This window comes from Clostridia bacterium, assembly GCA_026414765.1.
GTDB lineage: Bacteria > Bacillota > Clostridia > Acetivibrionales > DSM-27016 > SKW86.
The window spans coordinates 1-24,128 of sequence record JAOAIJ010000033.1 but is presented as its reverse complement, the minus strand read 5'-3'; the positions used below and the strand labels follow the sequence as shown (position 1 = coordinate 24,128).

The window sequence follows — 24,128 nt, the reverse complement described above, 5'->3', positions numbered from 1 at the left end:
AAACCTTATCTATGTCCTCATTTATACTTCAAAAACATCCGAGTTTTTATTAATACATTAGGAATCGTTCCTGTATTTTTATGTTAATTGTATCAGTTACGTATCAAGTTTTAAAACACTCATGAATGCTTCCTGCGGAACCTCTACACTTCCGACCTGGCGCATACGCTTTTTACCTTCTTTTTGCTTCTCAAGAAGCTTCTTCTTTCTGGTAATGTCTCCTCCATAACACTTTGCAAGCACGTCTTTTCTAAATGCTTTTACTGTCTCCCTCGCGATTATCTTTCCACCGATACATGCTTGTATAGGTATTTCGAACATCTGCCTCGGTATTGACTCTTTAAGCTTTTCAGCCATTTTCCTTCCTCTTGTATAAGCTTTATCCTTATGGACTATGAATGAAAGAGCATCAACTATCTCATTATTCAGAAGAATATCCAACTTTACCAGGTCGGATTCCTTATATCCTAAAAGTTCATAATCTAAGGATGCATACCCTTTCGTCCTTGATTTGAGAGCATCAAAGAAATCATAGATAATTTCATTAAGAGGCATTTCATATGTCAAAATTACCCTTCCCTCATCTATATAGGACATATCCTTGTATATCCCACGGCGTTCTTGTGAAAGTTCCATTATATTCCCCACATACTCTGTCGGTGACATAATGGTAGCTTTTACCACAGGCTCCTCCATCATTTCAACTTCTGTCAGTGGAGGCAGATTTGTAGGGTTATCTATATTCAGGACTTCACCATCAGTTCTGGTGATTTTATAAATAACACTGGGAGCAGTTGTCACAAGGTCAAGATTGTATTCCCGCTCCAGACGTTCCTGTATTATTTCCATATGAAGTAATCCGAGAAAACCGCATCTGAAACCAAAACCAAGAGCAACAGAAGACTCAGGTTCAAAAGTCAGTGACGCATCATTCAGCTGAAGCTTTTCCAGAGCATCTCTAAGATCCCCATACTTCGCACCATCTGCCGGGTATATACCACAGAAAACCATAGAGTTTACTTTCTTATATCCAGGCAGTGGCTCTTTTGCAGGGTTATCAGCGATAGTGACAGTATCCCCTACCCTGGTATCCCTTACGTTTTTTATACTGGCAGCAATATAACCTACTTCACCGGCTTTAAGCTCTCCACTGGGAGAAAGGGTTCCGGGTCTGAAGTATCCTATTTCGGTAACAATAAATTCCTTACCTGTATACATCATTTTTATGTTGTCGCCTACCCTGACACTGCCCTCTTTTACTCTGATATAAACAATTACACCCTTATAGCTGTCATAGTAGGAATCAAATATTAAAGCTTTTAGTGGTGCGTTCTCATCACCGTTTGGGCATGGCACCTTATTTATTACCTTTTCAAGTACTTCCTCTATGTTTATTCCGTTTTTTGCAGAGATAGCAGGCGCATCACTTGCATCCAGACCTATGACATCCTCAATTTCCTTCTTTACATGATCGGGCTGAGCACTTGGCAAATCGATTTTGTTAATTACAGGCATAATCTCGAGATCATGTTCCAAAGCGAGATATACATTTGCCAACGTCTGAGCCTCAATACCCTGAGCAGCATCCACTACCAGTATTGCCCCCTCACATGCAGCTATGCTTCGGGATACCTCATAGTTAAAGTCAACATGTCCCGGAGTATCTATAAGATTATAAATATACTCTTCTCCGTCATTCGACTTGTATACCATTCGGACAGGCTGGGATTTTATTGTGATACCACGTTCACGCTCAATGTCCATGTTATCAAGCACCTGTTCTTCCATCTCCCTTTCAGTCAATACACCGGTTCTTTCAAGGAGCCTGTCTGCCAGAGTGGACTTACCATGGTCAATATGTGCAATTATACAGAAATTACGTATTTTTTTTTGTCTTTCGCTTGACATCAATTCATACCTCTTACTTTACTAAATATATTTGTAATATTTAAGTATTATTTTAGAAAATCAGGATTATTGGGGATTTGCTACACCTCAACATAATCTATAACATTATAACATGGCACGGCATGAGCTGCAATATGATTAAGAAGGTGAAGTGCGGCACCTAACGAATTTCCTTCAGCTTTTCTTTTATTTTTTTCAAGTCCTTACTAAAGTACGAAGTATCCAGGTGTATAGCAATATTCATAATGCTTACAGACATATTGAAGCTCCCCTCTTGCTTCACGGTTATTAACGATATTTTCTTTTCATTTTTCATAAGTGTATTTATTGAATAGTCAGAAACACATATACCGGTCAGTATCAATATGAGAAATAGCACTATCAGCAGCGTGCACTTCAATCTGAATTTTCTTTCGACTTTGAACCTTTCTACCCTATTCATCTCAATAACACCCCAAATAAATAAATCACAGCACATAAGTATGCTATGATTTATTATCTCCATAGAAATGAGTAACTAACAGCTTTATAGTAAATTATTCTGTCCGGCTAACTTCGTAAATTTGAGCTAAATCTTGTCTTCTAATCCTTTCTTAAAACCTCACTGATTGCTCTTGATAGATATTTGGTACTTTCTACACATTCCTCAACAGTATTTCCGTCTCCGCCTATTTCAATAATAAGGGCGCCATTGGTAACATGCTGGTTATACCTGTTGCTGCTTACGTTAATAGGCCTTGCCAATCCAGGGTAATAAGTATTGAGCTTTTCCTGAATCTTGAGTGCTAATTTAAAATTCTCCTTCCATTCCGGGTGTTTCAATCTGCTCGATGTTCCTACTACAAACATGACTTTAGCAACAGTTTTTCCATTAATCCTGGAAGTTACGCGCAACTTCGGCCTTTCTGCATTCAATCCATCCCGGTGTATGTCAAAAACAATCCTTATGGATTTATTACCCCTTAAAATATTGTTTACAGTTTTATATGCCGTGTTGTATGCACTGTTAAAATCATAGTCATTTACTGTGCCGTTGTGTATTACATTAAAATCATATTTCTTGTGCAATGATTCATATAAAGCCTGGCCGACTCTTACAACATTATACCGTGTATCGCTGGTTCTGTTTGATATTCCTTTTTTGTTTACATCCTTGGGATTTTTTAAATATCCCTCAGTTGTATGCGTATGGTATATGAGTATTTGGGGTCCTTTCCTGTTAAAACTTATTTTCAAGCGCTCCTTTAGCAGACTGCTTATTAGTTTCATATCTATTTTCATTTTCGATTCATTATGTATTGCAATTTTTTCACCTGATATCACTTTGTCTTCTTTGTTTTCGTCTTCGCCCTCATAAGTTATGCTGCTTTCATCTTCCAAATACTCAGGTATATTTTCATCTTCACTAATGTTTTCCGGAATACCCGTCTCATCTTTTCCCTCATTTTCAATATCAGCTCTTTCAATATCCTTCTCCTTCTGTTTGAGCAAAGCCTGATATTCATTATTATAGTATTTATATAAAAAGGGAGACTGCGCATTCAAAATAGTTATTGGATTGCTCAAGTCAAGTTCAAATATAGCCTTTATCATCCCTCTTATTTCATTAGAAATAGAAATACTTGTATTTCCGCTATTGTAAATTGTATCTATGAGTGGTATTGATTTGTTAAGAGTAAGCTTGAAGTTCTCTACATCTATGCCTTCTACTATTTTAATATCGGATTTTGAAATGACATCACCGCTGAATATACCAACAATTATTGCTGATACCGATAGTATAATAAAAAAAACAATCTTAAGTATTCCAAATATGAAACTGCTTTTGTTTTTTTTGTACTTTTTGTCCATCTTTTCCTCCGGTGTGTATAAAGCACAAGTTTTGTATAAAGTCGTGGCTATTACAGGTATAATCCCTAATCCCAACCAAAATACTAAACATGCTTAAATTATGGTCTTTTTAATAAATATTCTTTTTGATCATTTATTATGACAATTTAAATCTAGCAGACATTTTAAACAGAATGCCTCGGGTGAGATTAGCGGATTTAATCTAAAAGAAAATATAAATGATTTTTTTGTCGATTTATGTCTTTTTTTGTCGACCACTTTAAGTATATGACTTTTTATTATAGAATATATTTATTCACTTTTTTATCATTAGATTCTCTATCGAGAATTTTCATATTTTGAATTAGTATTTCTGTTAGTTATCTTTTTTCTTAGGTTTCATATTAATTTCGACTTAGAACAGATTTATAGGAACAAACTCAAAGCATAATCCTGGTAGTACACGCCATAAACTGTATTTATCAAGCTACAATTTCAAAGGAGGTTTTTTATGTATAGTTTTAAAACCTTGAGTTGCTTTAACTGTTCCTCTGTTATCCTCAACCTGCCTGCAGAAGAAGTTTACAAGCTTAGCGGTCTGACTTTTCTTTGCGAGTGCTGCGGGCACGAAAACCTGCTTACAGGTTTAGAATTCAGTAAGGTGGAAAAAAGTGATCCGTATATGTATACCTATAGCTTTGATAATCTTTTGGAAATATTGTAAAACCGGACAGAAAAAAATGTTATTGATTTAAACTGAAGTAACCTATATAATATTTCCTTGTGGAAACATGGTAGAGTTTTGAAATCAAACGATATGTATGACAGGGAGATTTTTATGGGTAGTTCGAATGTAATTATTATTATTGTAACGTTACTAACCTTTGTTGGCTTGGGTTTCATGATGCACAGGTCTATCAAAAAATATGATGCTCGTCCAAAAACCAAAGGGAAAAAGGGTAAAATGAAATATATGTCTGAAGCAAAAAAACCAGGCAGATAAAAAAGAAATCACTGTGAAGTGATTTCTTTTTTATTCTATTTAGAAACTGACATTTATACTTTTCTCATTCTTTTCAGCTACTTTATTACTCTCATATTCTTCCTTTCCTTCATAGCCAGTTCCATCCTTGAACAGGTTTTTGAACGCAACGGAAAGCATAAGTTTTATTCTGTTCAATTGGTTAACTTCACTGGCTCCAGGATCATAATCTACTGCAACAATATTTGAATCAGGATACTGCCTTCTTAGCTCCTTTATCATACCTTTTCCGGTAACGTGGTTCGGTAAACATGCAAAAGGCTGCATACAAACGATGTTCTTTGCTCCGCTTTTTATCAATTCAATCATTTCAGCCGTTAAAAACCAACCTTCGCCAGTCTGATTGCCCAGGGAAAGTATCTCTGAAGCTCCCTCCGCCAACTCATATATGCTGCATGGCGGCTCAAAGCGCTTACTCTTCTTCAAAGCCTTTTTCATAGCTCTTCTGTAGTATTCTATTCCTGAAATTGCAGCATTATTAATAACGAGTTTTCTCCAGCTGCCGGAAAGCTGCTTATATTTAAAGTTTGCATCATAAGCACAGTAGAGAAGGAAATCAGTCAGGTCGGGCATGACCGCCTCTGCACCTTCCCTTTCTATTATGTCTACAACACTGTTATTTGCAGTCGGATGGAATTTTACAAGTATCTCCCCAACCAAACCCACCTTGGGTTTTCTTATATTGCTTATTTCTAAGTTGTCAAAATCCTGGACTATTTTCTTTATATTCTTTTTAAAAAGGTTATGATTTCCACTTGTGACAGACTTCTTGCATTTTTCTACCCAGTACTCATAAAGTTTGTTTGCCGAGCCAGGTACTTTTTCATAAGGCCTCACACGGTACAGCACTCTCATCAGCAAATCACCATATACAAGTGCAATCATACTTTTATTAATCAAACCTGTACTGAGCTTAAATCCCGGATTCTTTTCCATACCGACAGCGTTCAGTGATATTACCGGTATACTAGAGAAACCCGCATCTATTAACGCTTTCCTTAAAAAGCCTATATAGTTTGTAGCCCTGCACCCTCCTCCAGTCTGTGAAATCATTACCGAAGTGTTTTTTAAATCGTATTTACCTGATTTTAGTGCTTCGATGAGCTGTCCAATAACAATAATGGAAGGATAGCATGCATCATTATTTACATATTTCAAGCCTTCATCTACTGCTTTTTTATCTACCGACGGCAATACCTCCATTTTGTAGCCTGATGCCTTAAAGGCTTCCTGAACAAATTGGAAGTGTATTGGAGACATTTCAGGTGCTAGTATAGTATGCTTATATTTCATTTCCTCGGTAAAAATAACCTTTTCCTGTGTGCAACTTATTTTCTCGGGTTTAAAGCCGTTATTATCCCGCTCTTCCATTGCCGCTTTCAGCGAACGCATACGTATCCTGGCAGCACCAAGATTATTGCCCTCGTCAATTTTCAAAACAGTGTAAATTTTTTCATAACTATTCAGTATTTCCTGAACCTGATCCGTTGTTACAGCATCCAATCCACACCCAAATGAATTAAGCTGGATGAGTTCCAGATTATCCTGTTCTTTTACAAAGCTTGCCGCAGCATAAAGCCTTGAGTGATACATCCACTGGTCGACTACCCTTACAGGCCTTTCTATCATACCCAGATGTGCTATCGAATCTTCAGTAAGTACTGCCATACCAAGACCTGTAATTATATTAGGTATCCCATGATTTATTTCCGGGTCAACATGATAAGGTCTACTCGCAAGTACAACACCTTTTTTCCCGGTCTCACCGAGATATTTTAAAACTTCTTCCCCTTTTTTCCTCACATCTTCCTTGAATCTGATATCTTCTTTCCAAGCTTTATCAACTGCTTCGACTATTTCCTTCTTAGATATTCCAAAATCTTTAAACTCCTCGAAAAGTCTTTCAGTCAGTCTCTTTTTATCATCGTAAGGTAGAAATGGATTCATAAACTTAATATTTTTCTCATTCAAAATATCCATATTGTTCTTAATAACCTCCGAATAAGACGTAACAATAGGACAATTGTAATGATTATCAGCCTCTGCCATTTCTTTCTTCTCATATGGTATACAGGGATAGAATATGAAATCGACACCCTTGTTGACCAGACTCATTATGTGACCATGTACAAGTTTTGCCGGATAACATACGGATTCCGAAGGCATAGTCTCTATACCCAGTTCATATATCTTCTTTGAAGATCTTGGCGAAATCTCTACCCTGAACTTCAACTCGTTAAAAAATGTAAACCAAAACGGATAGTTTTCATATAGATTAAGTACCCTGGGTATACCTACTGTTCCTCTTACGGCCTCTTCCCTGCTCAGAGTAATATACCCGAATAATCTCCTGTATTTATAGTCATAAAGGTTCGGAATGTGGTCTTTTCTTTTTTCCATTCCTGCACCTCTCTCACATCTGTTACCAGATACAAAAGATCTGTCATCCTTAAATTTATTTATTGTAAGTAGACAGCTGTTGCCACAGTGTTCACACCTTCTCATGCCTGTTTCGTAGCTGAAACTGTCAAGCTGACCAGCCTTTAGCAGAGTACTCTGATAGCCCATAGTGTATCTTTCTTTTGCAATTATTGCTGCACCGAAAGCTCCCATAAGACCCGCAATATCCGGCCTTATAGCTTCCCTTTCGGAAATAAGCTCAAAACTTCTCAAAACTGCATCATTATAAAAAGTCCCCCCTTGAACTATTATCTTTTCTCCAAGCTCCTTGGGGTTCCGTATCTTTATTACTTTAAACAGGGCATTTTTGATTACAGAATATGAAAGGCCTGCAGAAATATCCCCAACTGTTGCGCCTTCCTTTTGAGCCTGCTTTACTCTCGAATTCATAAACACAGTACACCTTGAACCCAAGTCTACTGGGTTTTCCGCAAGTAAAGCCTCTTTTGCAAACTCTGCAGCAGACAAATTCAAGGAATGTGCAAAGGTCTCTATAAAAGAACCACATCCCGAAGAGCATGCTTCATTTAGCATTATGCTGTCTATGACACCATTTCTTACCTTTAGACACTTCATATCCTGCCCGCCGATATCCAGAATAAAATCAACTCCGGGAAGGAAAAAATCGGCAGCTTTGTAATGAGCAATTGTCTCAATTTCCCCAATATCAATGTACAATGCAGTTTTCAGCAAACTTTCCCCATAGCCTGTAACAGTTGAATTTACTATTCTGGCTTTTGTAGGAAGTAAGCTGTAAAGCTCTTTCAATACTTTGATAGTAGAGTTTAAAGGACTTCCTTCATTACTTCCATAATATGAGTAAAGGAGCGCACCATCTTTGTCGATCAATGCTACTTTTGTTGTAGTCGATCCTGCATCTATACCTAAGAAGCAGTCTCCCTCAAAACTTCCTATATCCTTTCTTACCGCTACATCTTTATCATGTCTTTTTCGGAATTCCTCTAATTCACTTGAATCAAGAAATAAGGGCCGTAATCTTTCAACTTCATGAGCTGTAACACTATTTAGGACAGGCAAGCTGGCATTAAGCGCCTTGAAGGCTATCGGTAATTGGTTTTTTGACTCCAGTGCCGCTCCGATAGCTACAAACAACTGTGAATTCTCCGGAAAAACTATCTGTTCTTCTTTTAGATTAAGTGTCTCAATAAAGCGTTTCCTGAGCTCTGACAAATAATTCAGAGGACCACCTAAAAATGCAACATTTCCCCTGATAGGCTTGCCACATGCAAGGCCGCTTATTGTCTGGTTTACAACAGACTGGAAAACAGAAGCTGCTATATCCTCTTTTGCAGCACCTTCATTTAGGAGAGGCTGAATATCGGTTTTGGCAAAAACTCCGCATCTTGCAGCTATAGGGTAAATCATCTTATATCCCTTTGCAAGCTCGTTCAAGCCTGATGCATCCGTCTGCAGCAGTGCAGCCATCTGATCTATAAAAGCGCCGGTCCCTCCAGCGCATGTACCGTTCATTCTTTGTTCTATGCCATTGTCAAAATAGGTTATCTTTGCATCCTCGCCACCAAGTTCTATTACTACATCCGTATGAGGTATAAACTTTTCAATCGATTTGGTTCCTGCGATTACTTCCTGGATGAAAGGCAAATTAAGCCACTGGGATACGGATATACCCCCGGAGCCGGTAAGTGTGACTGTAATTTTTTCATCCTTAAAGCTCTCATATGCTTCGCTGACAATGTTGAATATGGTTTTTCTGATATCGGAAAAATGTCTCTGATATCTGCTGTATATAACATTGTCATCCTTATCCAGAACAACGAGCTTAACCGTAGTTGAACCTACATCAAGACCTAAATGCAATAGTTTATTCATAATAAACACAACCCGGTATCTTCTGAACAGAATTTGGAATCCTACTTTCAGATTTCGCGGGTTATATTACGCCCCCCTTAAAATACATTTTACCTCAAACCAACCCATAAAGCAGTATTGACAATTAACTACACTCTTTGCCTATTTTGCACTACTATATTACCACAGTTTTGTACAATTATAAAGACTGCAAATTATTCTTGCGCATTTTTATGAATTGTACTATTTTTTATTTATTAAGAGTATTTTCAATACACACTTTCCGTGTTTAAAAGAAATATAAAAACGGAGTGTGTTAATGCTCATCTTCACTCCGCTTTAAATAAATTCAAATCTTAAAATTTATTTACTCTTAATCGGACCAAATTTATTCAACGGTAAAAATCTGAATATAGCTTTTCCAGAGATTTTCTTTATTTCAACGGGTCCTATTTCCCTACTATCCCTGCTGTTCTCTCTGTTATCCCCCAGTACATAAACACAGTCCTTTGGTACTGTAATCTTCTCATAATCAGGTGCAGTAATATTATCCCCGATGTAATTCTCATTTAGTTCCTTGTTGTTCAAATAAACCTTACCATTCCTTATTTCTATACTATCCCCCTCGACACCTATCACCCTCTTTATGAGCGGACTTCTTTCTTCCCCAACCTTTTCCGGAACGTCTATGGTCACTATATCACCATATTTCAGTTTACCGAATTTAGGAGTGAGCTTTTCAACCCACAGGTTATCTGCATTTTGAAGTGTCGGCTCCATGGATTGGCCGTCAACGATAGTCCTTTGGATAACAAAATTAACTATTATCAAGCCAATAGCTACCGCTATGGCAATATGGATCACCCAACTCAGTGTTTCCTTAATAACAGGATTCTTCACAGTAAAATACCCCCTGTTTTTCTTCCAGTTTTATTGATTTGATTTCAAGATTATAGCACTATCTAAAAAAATAAACAAGGGGATAGACTAAAAGAATAAAACAAAAAGGGGTAAACACTATGGTCTCCCCCTCTAGGCTTCAGCATTTAATGATATGGATTATATTTACGGAGTTTTATCAACTCTCTTGTAATAAGCCTAAAATAGTTTTTAGGCATCAGTTTTTATATGAAGTTCTTTCAATTGTTTAGCTTCTATTATGTCAGGTGCATTCGACATCGGATCAGAAGCGTTCTGTACTTTTGGGAACGCTATCACATCTCTGATGCTGCTTCTTCCAGCCATAAGCATTATCAGCCTGTCAAGTCCGTATGCCATTCCCCCATGCGGCGGCGTACCGTATTTGAACGCTTCAAGCAGGAATCCGAATCTGTCTTGAGTCTGCTGTTCTGTCAGGCCGAGCATTTTAAACATTTTGGCCTGCAATTCCTGGCTGTGTATTCTGATACTTCCTCCACCGATTTCAACACCGTTGAGTACTATATCATAAGCTTTCGCACGTACTTTTCCAGGATCAGAATCAAGATATTGCAGGTCTTCATCCATTGGTGAAGTAAACGGATGGTGCTTTGCAGCCCAACGGTTTTCTTCTTCATCATATTCGAAAAGAGGGAATTCCGTCACCCACAGGAATTTATATTCATTCCTGTCAAGCAGTTCAAGCCTTTTAGCAAGCTCAAGCCTTAACTGTCCGAGAGCATCATAAACAACTGAATTTTTATCGGCTATGAAGCATATCAGGTCTCCAGGTTCTGCCTTTACCCTGTCCAATATCGCTTTAGTTTCATCCTCTGACAGAAACTTTGTTATTGCAGATTTTAGTTCATTTTCTTCAACAACTATCCATGCCATTCCCTTTGCTTTATATATCTTTACAAATTCAACCAGACTGTCGATCTCACGTCTTGAGAATTTGGCCCCGCAGCCTTTTGCATTTACTGCTCTTACACTTCCGCCATTCTTCACTGCATCAGCAAACACTTTAAAGCCACAATTTTCTACAAGATCAGAGATGTTTACAAGCTCAAGTCCAAACCTTATGTCAGGCTTATCGGATCCAAATCTGTCCATTGCCTCCTGGTATGGCATTCTGACAAACGGTGTTTCGAGATCTATTCCAAGAGCCTCTTTGAATGCTTTCTTTACAAACCCTTCATTTACTGTAAGAACATCTTCAACATTTACAAAAGACATTTCAATATCTATCTGTGTGAATTCAGGTTGTCTGTCAGCTCTTAAATCCTCATCCCTGAAGCACTTCACTATCTGGAAATACCTATCAAATCCGGATACCATCAACAACTGCTTGAACAACTGTGGAGATTGTGGCAGGGTATAGAATTTGCCCGGCTGAATCCTACTTGGAACAATATATTCCCTCGCCCCTTCCGGAGTACTCTTTGTAAGCATTGGAGTCTCTATTTCAAGGAAACCGTTTTCATCGTAGTAATCTCTTGCGATTTTTGCGACTCTATGTCTCAGAATAAGGTTTCTCTGCATATCCGGCCTTCTTAAATCTAAATACCTGTATTTAAGTCTTACATTTTCATTGACATCTGTGTCTTCTTCAATATAAACCGGAGGAGTTTCCGCCTTACTGAGAATTCTCAATTCTTTGGCTACTACCTCTATTTCACCGGTCTTTATCTTTGTATTTACAGTTTCAGGTGATCTTCTTACAACCTCGCCGATCACTGCAATAACGTATTCATTTCTGATAGTTTCTGCTTTCTCAAACAAGTCCTGTCCTGAGGCGGTATTGAAAACCACCTGCAAAACACCGCTTCTATCTCTTAAGTCCACAAATATAACTCCGCCCAAATCTCTTCTTTTGTGAGACCACCCCATTACAGTAACCTGCTGTCCAACGTTTTCAATACCCAGTTCAGAGCATTTATGGGTTCTTTTTAAACCGTAAATTGATTCGCTCATTTTTTCTCCTCCACATAAATATTATTAATAATCAGAATTTAGTCAATCTAATCTCACATTTGCTTCCATGAATAGACTATACCAGTCCTAGCCTTTTAGTTCGGTTATTATTTCATTTATAGCCATTTCATCCTGTACACCTGTCTTCATGTTTTTCAGCTTATAGATACCACTTTGGACCTCATCTTCCCCTATAACAACAACATATGGAATTCCCAGCTTATCTGCATAAGTGAATTTTTTACCGATCTTCCCTTCATTAAAGTAAACTTCCGCGGATACTCCTGCTTCCCTGACTTTTGCAGAGAATTCCAGAGCATAGTTCATTGTATCCTGCATGGGTATTATCAGTAGCATCGTAGGGGTGGCCTTTTTGCTGTTTTCTACTATACCGGCCTCCCTGAGTTGATAAAAAAGCCTTGTAAGCCCTATTGAAATCCCTACGCCCGGAAGCTTCTTATCAGTATAACTCTGGGCAAGGCTATCATATCTTCCGCCTGAACATACACTTCCTATGGAAGAGTAGTTATCAAGTATTGTCTCATATACTGTTCCTGTATAGTAATCCAAACCTCTTGCAATCGTAAGGTCTATCGAATGGTTTTTGTCGGGTATATTGAAGTATCTTATATATTCACTTACCTTTTCAAGTTCTTCTATGCCCGATAAAAACAGTTCATTTTGAATATTCATCACTTTAAGGCTGTCTATGATTTCTTTATCAGAGCCTTTTAGCTTTATGAAATACATGATTCTCTCTATCTTTTCAATGCTTAATCCTATATCCTGAAGCTCCTTAATAGTTTTTTCGTCACCGATTTTATCAATTTTATCGATTACTCTAAGCACTTCAGCCTTGTCGGCAACATCCAAAAACTCAAAAAATCCGTTTAGTACTTTTCTGTTATTTATCCTGATAGTAAAATCATCAAAACCCAGTGCCTTAAATGTAGAGTAAATAACACTCAATATTTCGGCTTCGTTTATTAAACTTAAGCTGTCACTACCTATTATGTCTATATCGCATTGGTAAAACTCCCTGAAGCGCCCCTTCTGAGGTCTTTCACCCCTAAAAACCTTACCAATGTGATACCGCCTGAAAGGAAATGTAAGCTCATTAAAATGCTGCGCCACATACCTGGCTAGTGGTACTGTAAGGTCGAATCTGAGGGACAAGTCATTATCGCCTTTATTAAAACGATAGATTTGCTTTTCCGTTTCTCCTCCGCTTTTAGCCAAAAGGATTTCAGACTTCTCAATAGTAGGCGTATCTATAGGAATAAAACCATATCTCTCATATGTATTCCTTATGGTATCAAGCATTTTATTGAATAATATCTGGTCTGCCGGTAATAATTCCATAAAACCGGGAAGTATCGATGGTGTAGTAATGTTTTTGCCCAAAACTTTTCCTCCATTTCAAATAAAATAGAAAAAGCTTCTCATCCCCGCAAGGGACGAGAAGCTTGAGCTCCCGTGGTGCCACCCTAATAGGTCAGCTATAGCAGCATGACCCACTTTAGTTCCAATAACGCCGGATATGCGGACCAACTTTTATTTGGTCAACTCCAGGGTGTTCTTTCACCAGCCTTATCCTGAAAGCACTTCCAGTCACGGTACTTTCTCCCTGCAGGCAGTATTGGTTACTTTTCCCTTTCAATGTAATTTCACAAATTAATCAATTATATATATTTTAATTATGCCCTATAATATTGTCAATATAAAGTTTTGAACAGTATAAAAGATTTCTCTCTTTTATTCAGTGATTTCCACTCTATTGCCATCTGGATCCAGAACGCAACTCTCATAATACCCATCCCCGGTCGTGCGAGGATCGCTTACTACCATATATCCATCCTGTTTCATGACAGTTGTCAGATAATCTACCTTCTCGCGGGAGCCGACAGAAAAAGCTATATGAACATATCCGGTTACAATTTTTGTTTCTCTGTTGTCAGAAATCCCCGGCATCTTCATTAACTCTAATCTGGAACCTGAATCAAAGGTTATAAAATAAGATTCAAAAGACTCTCTTTTTGAGATATACTTTTCTCCTGCTTTCCCTTTGAAATAAGTTTCATAGAAGATTTTGCTTCTTTCGAGATCATTGGTCCACAATGCAACATGTTCAATATTCATAATTATTCCACACATCTCCTTTGATACAAAATACTTATATCGGTATCCTTTGCCAGCTGGAGTTATTTATTAATACAGAAGTGTTCTCTTCCTTTCAAGCATCTCATCCACCCTGTTTACATATTCCTCTACACTTTTTACATTAAAGGCCCGTTCAAGCCTGTTTTCATTACTATAAACAACTTTTGTTATTGCTCCGGCGCCTAAAGCGATTATAGTCTGCTTTTCCTCCATTATCTGAACATTATAAAGGCTTTCGTATCCTGGCTTGCAATAACCTACATTTTCAAGATTCCCCAGCATATTCTTCTGTCTGTACAGATAATATGGATGCATCCCCATTCTCTCAGAGTATTTCTGTGCCATTCCAACCATCTCAGCAGCTACATTGCCATTTGTCAAACTATACTGACGATTTTCTTCCTTTAACCTGGATGCCCTCTTGACAGCCATCGTATGGACCGTAAGACTTTCCGGTCCTAGTATTTCCAACCTCTCAAGCGTGTTTTCAAACATCTTTTCATTTTCACCGGGTAAACCTATGATAATATCCATATTTATATTGCAGAACCCTATATTCCGTGCCAGGTTGAAAGCACTGACAATGTCTTCAGCCGTATGGTTCCGTCCTATCGATCTCAAGGTTTCATCATTCATCGTCTGCGGGTTAATACTTATCCTGTCTGCTCTACTGTTTTTTATGATTTCAAGTTTCTCACTGTTTATCGAATCAGGACGACCTGCCTCGATTGTGTATTCTCTAATATTACTCAGATCGAAGCTGTTATCGATATACTCCAATAATAATTTAAGAGAATTACTGTCAATCGATGTAGGAGTACCTCCACCAAAATAAACACTTTCAATTTCAAAATCCCTATCCTTGATTATTTTGCTTACACCGTCAATTTCCACCTTCAGAGCGTCAATATATGCCTCTACACTTTTTTTGTATCTGCTTATAGGGTTTGACGTAAAAGAGCAATAGAGGCATCTTGAAGGACAAAATGGCATACCTATGTAAATACCTATACTGTTTTTTCTTGATTTTTCAAGTATACTCTTTTCTGCTTGTGTCACACTGTACAATAACGCAGATTTTTCCGGGGATACCATATAATACTGCTGAAGTCTTTTCATTATCGAAGCGTTATCCAGATTCCTTTCCAGCATCTCGTGGACCAGCTTAGCCGGTCTTATCCCTGTAAGCATTCCCCACGGCGGCACCATCCTGGTTTTTTCCTGTAACAGGATAAACAACTGACGTTGAAGCCCTTTTTTTATTGCTTTTTCCGGACTCAGATCCGGAACTGCTCCGATACATTCAGTCACACTCATCTCAGCAGCTTTATAATCACTACCTGCATATATATAACTTTTTAATACTTCGTGCATTTCTTTCCTAACAATACCACTGAACAGAAAAATCCCCCCGTTGTTTTCCGGAGGTTGCAATGTTTGTTCTACAAATGTTATATCTTCATTGTTGTAAAAAATTCTTATTATGTTTTCTATTTCATATCTGTAGTTGTGTCCTTCAAGCTTAACGTATATCATTTCTCCCTCAATCAAATTCTTAAAAACGGATTATATTTTCTTTCAAACCCTATACTGGTTGCTTCACCATGACCGGGATAAACTATGATTTCATCCCCAAGCTTCATAAGCTTGTCCTTAATGGACTTCATTATATCTTCCATACTACCGTTTCTGAAATCTGTCCTTCCTATGGAGGTTTTAAACAAAGTATCTCCTGTAAACAAGCAGTTTCCTGCTTTTATGCATATGCCTCCCGGTGTATGGCCCGGAGTATGTATAACCTCAAGCTGCAGGCTGCCTATTTCTATTATGTCCCCATCTTTTAAAAGCATGTCTGCATTACCGAAGGATTTTGCTCTGCCAAACATTGCAGATCCGTTAAAAACAGGATCTGTTAATGCGGGAGCATCATCCTGGTGAGCTAACAGCCCGGCATCAGTACTCTCCTTTATCTTATCGGCAAAACATATATGATCTATGTGTACGTGTGTCAGTATTATGTACTTGATTTTTAAACCAAGTTCTGCTACAGCCGTTTGCACCTCAGAGCTTTCCACACCTGCATCTATCAAGGCACATTCACCCTTGTCACCAATAATATAGCAATTTGAACCGAACATCCCGGTCGGTAAACATTTAATAACCATAAGTTCCTCCACCATCTTGTTATGAAAATCTATTCACATGTTGTACCGGTTAATCAATTTACTTGTCGTACATTGAAGAACTTCAGAACTCTTTCTTGCTGTCTAGCAGTAAAGTAACAGGGCCGTTATTATGTATCTCCACCATCATCATTGCCTGAAACTTTCCCGTTTCTACCCTTATTTCCATATTCCTGCAGTAATCAACAAATCTATTGTAGATTTCCTCCGCCACTTCCGGCCTTGCAGCTTTATCGTATCCGGGTCTCTTTCCTTTCCTGCAGTCTCCGTATAAAGTAAACTGTGATACTATCATAAGTGACCCGCCGGTATCCAGAAGCGATAGATTCATTTTACCATTTTCATCCTCAAATATCCTTAAGTTAACAATTTTCTCTGCCAGGTATTGGATATCCTTTTCCGTATCCTGCTGTCCCACACCCAGCAAGACAGCAAGTCCGTTATTTATCTCTCCTGTCACATATCCGTCAACGGTGACTTTAGAGTGGGTGACTCTCTGTACTACAGCTCTCAAACAATTCACTCCTGATCCGTATACTTTATTGTTTATTTCTTGTTACTTCAAATACACTATCTATTTTCTTCAGCTTCTTAATTATCTTCTCCAGCTGTTCCGTATCAGTAATCTCAAGAGTAAGATTCATAACAGCTATCTGTTCCTTTGTAGTCCTTGCATTTATTGCTTTCAGCGGTATTTTTGATTCCCCGATGACGTTTGTTACCTCCATCAGTAATGCAGTCCTGTCATTGGCCATAATTGTTATGTCAACTTTATACGCAATGTTGTTGTTGGCCGAATACCAGCTTACCTCAATCAAACGGTTATCACCATCTATATTGTCATTAACATTGGTACAGTCTTTCCTATGGACAGAAACCCCCCTGCCTCTGGTAATATATCCTACTATCTGGTCTCCTGGAACAGGATTGCAGCACCTTGAAAGCCTCACAAGACAGTTATCTATACCTTTTACTACAATACCGCTTTCCGGAATCGTCTTTTTCTTTCTGTCCTTTTCCCCTCTTTGCTGTGTCAGCTGCTCGAGTGCCATCTCTTCCAGTTCTTCCGGCTTAAGGGTTTTTCTATACTCTTCCTTGAGCCTTGTAATGATTTTATTCGCAGTAAGCGCACCATAACCTACACCGGCATACATATCGTCAAGGGTATTGAAATTATATTTTTTCAGAACTGTTTCTACCCACTCAGTTTTAAATAACTGGTTATAGGTAAATCCTTGTTTTTTGAGTTCTTTTTCAACAATTTCCTTACCCCTTGTAGTATTCTCTTCTCTGTTTTCTTTTTTAAACCATTGATTTATCTTGTTTCTTGCCTGAGAACTCTTAACTTTCTTAAGCCAGTCACGACTCGGTCCATGTACATTTGGCGATGTAAGTATTTCTATAATATCTCCATTCTTTAACTCGTAATCAAGCTGAACCATCCTGCCGTTTATTTTTGCTCCCATCATTTTATTGCCAATCGCACTGTGTATGGAATATGCAAAATCAATTGGCGTGGAGCCCACAGGCAAACTTTGGACATCACCTTTGGGAGTAAAAACAAAAACCTCATCGGTAAAAAGATCTATCTTGAGAGTTTCCATAAACTCTTTTGCATCCCGCATGTCTTTCTGCCACTCAAGTAGTTGTCTCAGCCAGGATAATTTATTATCAGCGTCACTACTTCCCGAATGTCCTTCTTTATACTTCCAATGTGCAGCAATACCGACTTCTGCAATCCTGTGCATATCCCAGGTTCTTATCTGTACTTCAAAAGGCAATCCTTCAGGACCGATAAGAGTTGTGTGTAGAGACTGATACAAATTCGGTTTCGGCATGGCAATATAGTCCTTAAACCTTCCGGGCATAGGCTTGAATAGCTCGTGTACAAGACCGAGAACAGCGTAGCAATCCTTTACGGAATTTACTATCACCCTCACTGCAAACAAGTCATATATTTGCTCCAGTGTCTTATTCTGATCATTCATTTTTTTGTATATGCTGTAAAAATGCTTAGGTCGTCCATCTATATGAGGTTCTTCAATTTTTAGTTCCCGTGTCTTGATCTTAAGCGTCTCCATTATTTGACTGATATACGCTTCTCTTTCCTTCCTCTTTTTTGCGATCTTGTCAACAAGGTCATAATAACCTTTAGGATCGATATATCTTAAACATATATCCTCAAGTTCCCATTTTATTTTCGATATACCAAGTCTATGTGCAAGAGGAGCATAAATCTCCAGTGTTTCCTTTGCCTTTTCAACCTGCTTATCCGGTGCCATATACTTAAGAGTACGCATATTGTGCAGTCTGTCGGCAAGCTTTATCATTATTACCCTGATATCCTTTGCCATAGCCAGAAACATTTTACGCAAATTTTCCACCTGCTGCTCTTCCTTAGTGGTATATGGAATTTGTCCCAGTTTGGTTACGCCGTCTACGAGAGTAGCTATCTCTTCACCGAAGCCCTCCTTCAGCTGTTCACATGTACACGTCGTATCCTCTATAGTATCATGTAAAATAGCCGCGACTATAGACGTACAGTCCAGCTCAAGTTCTGCTAAAATACATGCAACCTCTATCGGATGTATTATATAGGGGTCTCCCGAAACCCTCTGCTGCCCGTCATGAGCCTTTTTTGAGACGTTATAGGCTTTTTCTACCAAAGTAAAATCGCAGTTTGGATTATATTTTTTTATTTTTTCAATCAGCCGGCTATAACCATCTGGCATCAGTTTTCCTCCAAAATCTATGCAAATATCTCTGCGGATATAATTAAGGTTAAGGCTGACATGGAATGCTTTCCCTAGGTCTGGCCTCAACCTGTCTCTATCAAGACTTATTATGGTAATTAGAAATTTACAATTGATTCTATATTAAAACCTTTTAGTCTGTCTCTTCCTTTTAGAAAATCAAGTTCTATGAAGAACACCAGACCAGCTACAACTCCCCCAAGCTTTTCTACCAGTTTTATATTGGCTTCAGTAGTTCCACCCGTTGCCAGCAAGTCATCAACTATAACTACTCTTTGTCCGGGCTTAACAGCATCTTCATGCATTTCCAGCACATCAGTCCCATACTCCAGCTGATATTCAACCCTTATAGTCTTGTATGGCAGCTTACCTTTTTTCCTGATCGGAACAAAGCCCTTACCCAGCATATATGCCAGAGGCGAGCCAAAAACAAAGCCTCTTGACTCAGGACCTATTATAATATCGAAGTCCCCAAAACCTTCTATCCTTTTTGCCATTTCATCCAAGGATTGTTTAAATGCTTCAGCATCTTGAAGTACAGTCGTAATATCAACAAAATCGATACCTTCCTTAGGAAAATCCACTACGTGCCTTAGTTTAGATTTTAAATTCATTCTTAGTCCCCCCTAAATAATGTAATTGAAAAAGTTAATTTTATATGAATTTCAGCTAATGCTCTTATGCTTTTTCAGATTACTTTTAAAGCCTGCAAACTCCTATATAGTAATGATTTTTCAATATTGGTCTTTTCCCTGCCTGTTTCTTTAACTTCAACCACTATGTTACTTTCATTGATGTATGTTTTTTTTAGAAGCATTAATTCTTCGAATATTTCTATACATTTTTTCAGTTTGAAATAGTTCATATTTATCTTATAACTGCCGGAAATTTTTTTTGCCAGCTTAAAAATATTATCTTCCATTGTCCTGTCTTTGCAGTTTGCTTTAATATACTGATATACTGCAACAAGATCTTTCCTGTCCGGAACAATATTACCGTATTCTATGACTTTGTCCTTCTTGCTTTCAATGAAAAGAATCTTACTTCTTTCAGCTTTATTCAGCAAGCTGTTTAGATACAGCGGATTTATCCAGTCTCCATAAAATATTACTCTGTCTAATGCAGACAATTCTATCTCATCAGTATTCGGATTTATTACTACAAAAATATTCTCTCCATATTTATGATTGTCTTTTTGCCCATCAATATGCTTAAAACTAGTATAGCAGATTATATAAGGTTTTTTAATACCTGTTGTGTATTTTCTCAGTTTTTTTTCAATATTCTTTGCACCATCCAAAGAATTTACAAGTACTGCGATTCTTTTTCCACTTTCAGCCTCTGTCAAAATCTCATGTATCATTATATCTTCATCAAAGACTTCATTCTTTGTATATTTGACATGCTTATGGTTTAATAGGTTATACAAAAAATCACGCTTCAAACATTTATCCAAACTATAAAAAAAGACATCTTCCATAACCATTTCGCGGTTGTGTCTCATATCCTTGAGGTTCAGTTGTATCTTCTCAATTGAATTCCAAGAATTGATTTCCAACGTGCAAGCCACATCAATAAATTCACTTTTGTTATAGCAGTCCAGCATGCAACCCATACCGAATCCTATGGCATCGACATACAGACCATTATCCTCCAGCAGCAGCTTAATATGTTTTCCGTCACCTACATTTCTGATATCATTAATCCTGAGGCAGTCGTATTCAAACACCGGTCCCGGATTAGCTGCCCCAAATGGAGCCAGCATTTCAAGCTCCTTAATATTTGACATAGATATATCATCCTTATTTATATGCACATCAATCTTAATCTTTGGCAGCAAATCCTGCCCACCCAATACAGATTCGGCATAGCTGTTGATTCTTTCTTTGAATAAAGCAGCCTTATCCATAGCCAATGACAGACCTGCTGCAAGCTCATGCCCCCCATACTTGTCCAGCAAGTCCCCGCAATGGTTAAGTGCTTTAAAAAGGTCAAAGCCTTCTACGCTTCTGCCGGAACCCTTGCCCATACCATCTTGATAGGAAATCAGAATACACGGCCTGTAATACCTCTCTGTGATTCTGGAAGCCACAATCCCGATTACACCCTGGTGCCAGCCTTGTCCTTCTATCACCAGAACCTTGTCTTTAATCATATCTGGTTTATTTTCGATTATGTTGACAGCCTGCTGAAATATTTCCTGTTCTGTTTCCTGCCTGAATCTGTTATCTTCACTTAGTTGTGTTACTATTTCCAAGGCTTTATCCCTATCTGAAGTTGTAAGCAGCTGTACTGCCCTTCCTGCATTTCCCACCCTTCCCGCAGCATTTATCCTTGGTGCCAATACAAAGCTTACCACCCAAGAAGTAATGACCTTGTCCTTCAGCCCACAGTTCTCCATAAGCACTCTAAGACCTATATTGTGAGTTTTTTCCACATAAGGCAAACCATACTTTACTATAGCCCTGTTTTCATCCAACAAAGGCACAACGTCTGCTATAGTACCAAGTGTAACTAAATCCAGATATTCATTGTATGTTTCACCAAGCCCCATCTCCATACACAATGCAGTAACCAGTTTATATACCACTCCCACCCCGGCAAGCTCCTTATAAGGGTAGGCGGTATCAGGCCTGCAGGGACTTATGACAGCATATGCGTCAGGTAAAACATCTTTGCATTCGTGATGGTCGGTTATGATTATGTCAATTCCACATTCATTTATATATTTGACTTCTTCAATAGCAGTAATTCCACAATCTACAGATATAATAAGACTTGCCCCTGTCTGCCTGATTTTATCAATTGCTCCGAAAGAAAGCCCATAACCCTCATGTATCCTATCAGGGATATAATAATCAACATTCGGAAAAAATCTTGAAAGAAAGTTTATCAACACCGACGTACTGGTTATTCCATCTACGTCATAATCACCATATACTACAGTTTTTTCATTGTCACTGATTGCACGCTTTATCCTTTTAACAGCTATTTCCATATCCTCCAGCAGGAAAGGGTCATATATGTCGGATATTGATGGCTTAATGAATTTTTTTATTTTATCAGCATTGTCCATTCCACGGCTTAACAGTATTTTAGCTAGGAAATCCGATATGCCTGACTCCCTTGCAATTCTTCCGATTTCCTCTTCCCCTATGCCATGATTGATCCAGACTTTTTCTTTAGACCGCATGTTATCTTCTAGCATTTAATCACCTATATATACTCATTGTAGATAATCATAATAAATAATGTAACACAGGACATACAAGTTTAATATTATCTATTTTACAGTTTGTTTATCTCATTTGCAAATAATGAATTCTAATAAGAAAAAAGCCCGCTGAGCGAGCATTATTTCTTCAGATATCCTTTTTCAATCGACTCATTTATGAATTTTACCGCATATTCCCAAAGTATCGGTGATCCCCTTCTAACAGGTTCATTTCTTATTAATACTTTTTCACTGGTTATGCCGTTTTCTCTCCATATCTCACCTTTGGTGATATAGTTGTGAAGCATAGGCTGGAAACGATCAAGTGCATTGGCAAATCTGGACTCAGGTGTGTGGCCCTTCTCAAACTCCTCCCATAGATCACGGAATTCCTTTGTCTGATCTTCAGGTAGCATACCGAATAGTCTGTCTGCTGCGCTGCATTCCCTTTCATATTTCCCAATATTGCCTTTTTCGTCATAACAGTATGTATCCCCTGCATCAATTTCAACAAGGTCGTGTACTAGAACCATTTTTATTACTCGCAGTATATCAATTCCATTATCATTTGAATGTTCTGAAAGCAGTATTGCCATAACGGCCAGATGCCATGAGTGTTCCGCATCATTTTCCCTTCTGGAACCATCCATTAATTTTGTTTTTCTATAAATTTGTTTCAGCTTATCAATCTCGATAATAAATTTGATTTGCTTTTCCAACCTTTCACCTTGCATCTTCATTACTCCTTTTCAACATTAGTCTTATACTTTTCTCTCTCCATTCTTCCATATAAGTGAATATCGCCAAAAAAGATGTCTTTTAACAACAGCGTCAGGCATTATTTCTTTACAGGTGTTTCTAATCTCCTCTATTGACATATAATCTTCGTGTTTCCCATGTTCTTCCCATGCTTTTCTTTCCTCTTCCGATACCCTTATACTACCTCTTTTAGTCAACATAAACAAAAGATTAAAAGGAATTGCCAACCCAGAGAGTAAAAATTCCGGTATAGACACCTGTTTGTACAAGTCAAGAATTATCAGTGTCCCTCCTGTATTCAATACATTCCTGGATGTTTCCAGTACCCACTTCAACGGCAGATGGTGCACTGTTGCTATAGAAACTATTGAATCAAACTTATTCCCGGTAAAGTTATATTCCAATACATCACCATTTATATATGTAATATTTTTATATTCTCTTGAAAGGCTTCTAGCCTTGCTTATCATTTCTGTAGAAAAATCTATCCCAACAACTTCATCAGCCCTACCTGCAAGTGCTCTTGTAAACTCCCCTGACCCACATCCTATATCAAGAACAGTTTTACACCCGGGTGGTAAATGACGTAAAAGATATTCATGGTAATGATGATTATGGTTCCATTTGCTTTCTTCAAGTTTTGCTATTTTATCAAAATCCTTTTTAATAATTTCCTTATCCAAAAATCCAGCTCCTCTCATTCCGCGTGCCTCAAAATTATAAAACAGTTTGCTGTACCAGTCTCAATAATTTTAGTAATTTTTTCGATGATTAATGTAATATATGCCAGAAACTATAATTCCAAAGTACCTGATTATTACCATTTTATCATCCTATTGCCATATTATCCACACTAAAAAACCCATGATTATTTATTTTTAAAATAAAATATTTTATGTTTTATTTTAAATATATATTGCATATCGATAATTTTTATGTTAGTATTCTTTTATAAAGGTGAATTGTAACGCGAACTTCCCGTTTGTAGAACAAGAATCCCGTTTTGAAAACGAGTTTCTCATTTTGTAAGCGAAAGTCCCGTTTTGAAAACTAAAATACCGTTTCGTAAGCAAAAGTCCCGTTTAATGGTATGACTT

At 37.8% G+C, this 24,128-nt stretch carries 18 protein-coding genes and 1 other annotated feature; of the genes, 2 read left to right on the top strand and 16 right to left on the bottom strand.

The genetic code is table 11. The annotated features are described in order from the left end of the window. Positions 1-96 precede the first annotated feature (96 nt). The 3 genes from lepA to N3I35_12975 form a co-directional block, all read right to left on the bottom strand. Positions 97-1,908 (bottom strand): translation elongation factor 4, encoded by a 1,812-nt coding sequence (lepA, locus tag N3I35_12985; protein ID MCX8130999.1) that lies wholly within the window; start codon positions 1,906-1,908, stop codon positions 97-99. A gap of 160 nt (positions 1,909-2,068) precedes the next feature. Then, entirely contained in the window at positions 2,069-2,350 is a 282-nt protein-coding gene (locus N3I35_12980; protein ID MCX8130998.1) for a hypothetical protein, read from the bottom strand. A 140-nt stretch (positions 2,351-2,490) separates the two neighbouring features. Next, the gene (locus N3I35_12975; GenBank protein ID MCX8130997.1) at positions 2,491-3,759 is read right to left on the bottom strand and encodes a stage II sporulation protein P; all 1,269 of its coding nucleotides are present in this window, start codon (positions 3,757-3,759) and stop codon (positions 2,491-2,493) included. Between the two features lie 490 nt (positions 3,760-4,249). On the opposite strand from N3I35_12975, the gene N3I35_12970 reads away from it, so the two are divergent. Both N3I35_12970 and N3I35_12965 read left to right on the top strand, forming a co-directional pair. Then, the gene (locus tag N3I35_12970) at positions 4,250-4,462 is read left to right on the top strand and encodes a hypothetical protein (GenBank protein ID MCX8130996.1); all 213 of its coding nucleotides are present in this window, start codon (positions 4,250-4,252) and stop codon (positions 4,460-4,462) included. A 114-nt stretch (positions 4,463-4,576) separates the two neighbouring features. Next, positions 4,577-4,741, top strand: coding sequence for a hypothetical protein (locus tag N3I35_12965; GenBank protein ID MCX8130995.1), 165 nt, complete (start codon positions 4,577-4,579; stop codon positions 4,739-4,741). A gap of 39 nt (positions 4,742-4,780) precedes the next feature. On the opposite strand, the gene N3I35_12960 is transcribed toward N3I35_12965, so the two are convergent. From N3I35_12960 to N3I35_12900, 13 genes are all read right to left on the bottom strand, one after another. Next, entirely contained in the window at positions 4,781-9,091 is a 4,311-nt protein-coding gene (locus tag N3I35_12960) for a 2-hydroxyacyl-CoA dehydratase (GenBank protein MCX8130994.1), read from the bottom strand. A gap of 342 nt (positions 9,092-9,433) precedes the next feature. Then, a complete protein-coding gene (gene lepB / locus N3I35_12955; protein ID MCX8130993.1) occupies positions 9,434-9,970 on the bottom strand; it encodes a signal peptidase I in 537 nt (178 codons plus the stop codon). Positions 9,971-10,180: 210 nt separating this feature from the next. Further along, complete coding sequence (gene aspS, locus N3I35_12950; protein MCX8130992.1) at positions 10,181-11,962, bottom strand: aspartate--tRNA ligase; 1,782 nt, start codon at positions 11,960-11,962, stop codon at positions 10,181-10,183. An 87-nt stretch (positions 11,963-12,049) separates the two neighbouring features. Further along, positions 12,050-13,366: a histidine--tRNA ligase gene (gene hisS, locus N3I35_12945; GenBank protein ID MCX8130991.1), complete on the bottom strand. Its 1,317-nt coding sequence runs from the start codon at positions 13,364-13,366 to the stop codon at positions 12,050-12,052. 46 nt (positions 13,367-13,412) lie between these two features. Next, positions 13,413-13,631, bottom strand: a binding site (T-box leader). 86 nt (positions 13,632-13,717) lie between these two features. Then, complete coding sequence (locus N3I35_12940) at positions 13,718-14,101, bottom strand: VOC family protein (GenBank protein MCX8130990.1); 384 nt, start codon at positions 14,099-14,101, stop codon at positions 13,718-13,720. A 69-nt stretch (positions 14,102-14,170) separates the two neighbouring features. Continuing rightward, positions 14,171-15,658 carry a coproporphyrinogen dehydrogenase HemZ gene (gene hemZ, locus N3I35_12935; GenBank protein ID MCX8130989.1) on the bottom strand — a complete coding sequence of 496 codons (1,488 nt, stop codon included), beginning with the start codon at positions 15,656-15,658 and terminating at the stop codon, positions 14,171-14,173. 11 nt (positions 15,659-15,669) lie between these two features. Beyond that, positions 15,670-16,287: an MBL fold metallo-hydrolase gene (locus tag N3I35_12930; protein ID MCX8130988.1), complete on the bottom strand. Its 618-nt coding sequence runs from the start codon at positions 16,285-16,287 to the stop codon at positions 15,670-15,672. An 82-nt stretch (positions 16,288-16,369) separates the two neighbouring features. Further along, entirely contained in the window at positions 16,370-16,819 is a 450-nt protein-coding gene (gene dtd / locus N3I35_12925) for a D-aminoacyl-tRNA deacylase (protein MCX8130987.1), read from the bottom strand. 25 nt (positions 16,820-16,844) lie between these two features. Continuing rightward, on the bottom strand, positions 16,845-19,037 hold the full coding sequence (locus N3I35_12920; protein ID MCX8130986.1) for a bifunctional (p)ppGpp synthetase/guanosine-3',5'-bis(diphosphate) 3'-pyrophosphohydrolase: 2,193 nt from the start codon (positions 19,035-19,037) through the stop codon (positions 16,845-16,847). Between the two features lie 119 nt (positions 19,038-19,156). Beyond that, positions 19,157-19,672, bottom strand: coding sequence for an adenine phosphoribosyltransferase (locus tag N3I35_12915; protein ID MCX8130985.1), 516 nt, complete (start codon positions 19,670-19,672; stop codon positions 19,157-19,159). A 74-nt stretch (positions 19,673-19,746) separates the two neighbouring features. Beyond that, positions 19,747-22,266, bottom strand: a complete 2,520-nt coding sequence (recJ, locus tag N3I35_12910) for a single-stranded-DNA-specific exonuclease RecJ (GenBank protein ID MCX8130984.1) — start codon at positions 22,264-22,266, stop codon at positions 19,747-19,749. A gap of 146 nt (positions 22,267-22,412) precedes the next feature. After that, on the bottom strand, positions 22,413-23,006 hold the full coding sequence (locus N3I35_12905; protein ID MCX8130983.1) for an HD domain-containing protein: 594 nt from the start codon (positions 23,004-23,006) through the stop codon (positions 22,413-22,415). 27 nt (positions 23,007-23,033) lie between these two features. Then, complete coding sequence (locus N3I35_12900) at positions 23,034-23,714, bottom strand: class I SAM-dependent methyltransferase (protein ID MCX8130982.1); 681 nt, start codon at positions 23,712-23,714, stop codon at positions 23,034-23,036. Between the last annotated feature and the right edge of the window lie 414 nt (positions 23,715-24,128).